Annotated in this window: 2 protein-coding genes; one reads left to right on the forward strand and one right to left on the reverse strand. The window is 73.4% G+C overall.

Annotated elements, in window-relative coordinates:
• On the reverse strand, positions 1–1163 hold a 1163-nt coding region (locus AC2CJA_RS26235; RefSeq protein WP_484605149.1), incomplete at its 3' end, for a LysR family transcriptional regulator.
• A 305-nt stretch (positions 1164–1468) separates the two neighbouring features.
• Between AC2CJA_RS26235 and snpA the strand changes: the two genes are divergently transcribed.
• Positions 1469–2125, forward strand: a complete 657-nt coding sequence (gene snpA, locus AC2CJA_RS26240) for a snapalysin (protein ID WP_484605150.1) — start codon at positions 1469–1471, stop codon at positions 2123–2125.
• Positions 2126–2269: the final 144 nt, after the last annotated feature.

The raw sequence follows: 2269 nt of genomic DNA on the forward strand, positions 1-2269 counted from the left end.
GCCCAGGGCACGCGCGGAGCGGCGGTGCGCGGAGCGGGCGGCCGCCGCGGGGCGCAAAGCGGTCCGGGCGCCGCGGCCAGGACATGTTCCGGCGGTCCGTCCGGCAGTGCGTCCGCCGTGGTCGCGGCGTCCGCGTGACCGCCCGCGCGGCCGGGATCCGGTATGCCGGAACGCTCTGCGGCGGACGGCGCGAGGTCTCCCTCCGGCGGAGGGAGCAGCGCGCCGCCGTGACGCAGCAGCCACCAGCGGTAGGCGGGGCTGGCCCAGGCGACCTCGGCGTAGGCGGCCATGAGGTCGGCACGCAGGCCGCCGATCTCCGCCGCCGGCGGGCTGTCCGACCGGCAGGCGAGTAACAGCCGTACCGCCAGCGGGTCGTCGCGCAGCGGGCGGATGACCATTCCCTGGCGCTGCTGCGAGACGGGCTGGCACACGCTCACCGCCTCGCCCCCGGCGATCAGCGCCGCGGCGGTGGTGTTGTCGGGCACATGGACCATACGCGGGTCCAGTCCGGCGGTCGCGAAGGCACGGCGTGTGGCGGCCCACTCCCCGTCCGCCGTGAAGTCGACGATCCACTGGTCGTCGGCGAGATCGGCCATCTCCACCACCCGGCGGCCGGCCTGGGGGTGCGTCTCGGGCAGAGCGATGAACTGCGGTTCCCTGGCGACCAGGACGTGCTGTTCCACCCCTGGCGGGAAGCGCAGCGGGAAGCCCTCCGGCTCGTGGACGAACGCCACGTCCACCTGCCCGTCGGCGACCGTCTGGAGCAGCGAGTTGGCCGAGACGTCGATGTGGAGCCCGGTCTCCGCGCCGGGGTAGCGGACCCGGAGTCTGCGCACCCATCCGGCCACGGCGCGGCTGGCCGTGCTGCCGATCCGCAGCCCCGCCCCTCCGTCCAGCGCCGCCGCGCTCCTCGCCTCGCTCACCAGGGCCGCCATGTCGGCGACGATCGGACGCGCGCGGCAGAGCACGGACCGCCCCAGGGCGGTGGGACGGCTACCCGTCCGCTCCCGGGTGAACAGCCGGCCGCCGACGGCGTTCTCGATACGGCGCAGCTGTGTGGTCAGGGAGGGCTGGCTCATGCCCAGGCGCAGTGCCGCCTTGCGGACGCTGCCGGCGTCGGCGATGGCGCACAGCACACGCAGATGCCTCACGTCGAGCTCCACACCTGGAGGATAACGACGCCCCAACGAGCGGCACCAGATGTCCGAACGCCGCTGAAACGGCATGCCCGGCGTTCCGGGCACACGACTTGGCCTTCCCCGGCCGTTCCCGGTGATCCCCGGCACGCCCTGTCCGGCCGGGGGATGAAACGGTGCGATCACGGGCGATAGCCCGGCGCTATCGCCGGTTGGCATCATCCCCGGCTGCGCGGGAGTCGAACACAATCCTGACTGACCGAAGTTCCTCCGCCGGACCCGGCCCCCTCAGGTTCCGCCTCCGGGTTCACCGACGAGAAGGAGACCCCCACATGAAGTCCTCCAGAGCGGCCCTGGCCGCGGCGCTCGGCCTGGGCACGGCCCTGAGCCTGACCGCGGTGCCGGCCACCGCGGCCCCCGCCCCCGCCGACCGGCTCCCCGCCTCGATCGCCGCGTACTCCGGCTCCGCCGCCGACCAGGCCAACACCAGGGCCTTCTTCGAGGCCGTGATGGAGTCCGCGCTGTCCAAGCAGGGGACCACGGGCGCGCAGGCCGTCACGGTCGTCTACGACGCCAGCCGGGCGCCCTCGTTCGCCACCGAGATATCCCGCAGCGCCCAGATCTGGAACTCCTCGGTCAGCAACGTCCGCCTGGTCTCGGGCAGTAACGCCGACTTCCGGTACTACGAGGGCAACGACTCACGCGGCTCCTACGCCAGCACCGACGGACGCGGCAACGGCTACATCTTCCTGGACTACCGGCAGAACCAGGTCTACAACTCCACCCGCGTCACCTCGCACGAGACCGGCCATGTGCTGGGTCTGCGGGACAACTACTCCGGGCCGTGCAGTGAGTTGATGTCCGGCGGCGGCCCCGGCCCGTCCTGCACCAACGCCTACCCCAACGCCGCCGAGCGCAGCCGGGTCAACCAGATCTGGTCGTACGGTCTGAGCGCCTTCCAGAAGGAGTCCACCGCCAAGGCCCGCTGACGGCGGAGCGGTCACCCGGTGAGCCGGCTCGCCGGGCGACCGCCGATCGGCGCGGCCGTCCGCCGGCCCGGCGTTTTTCCCCCCCACGGACGCCGGTCCGGCGGCCTCACCCCGGCGCCGGGCAGGAGAGACGAGCCCCTGCCC

The organism is Streptomyces sp. ATLC9, from assembly GCF_057196705.1.

Coding starts and splice junctions, on each gene's coding strand:
- snpA (WP_484605150.1), top strand. CDS start 1,469: ATGAAGTCCTCCAGAGCGGCCCTGGCCGCGGCGCTCGGCCTGGGCACG.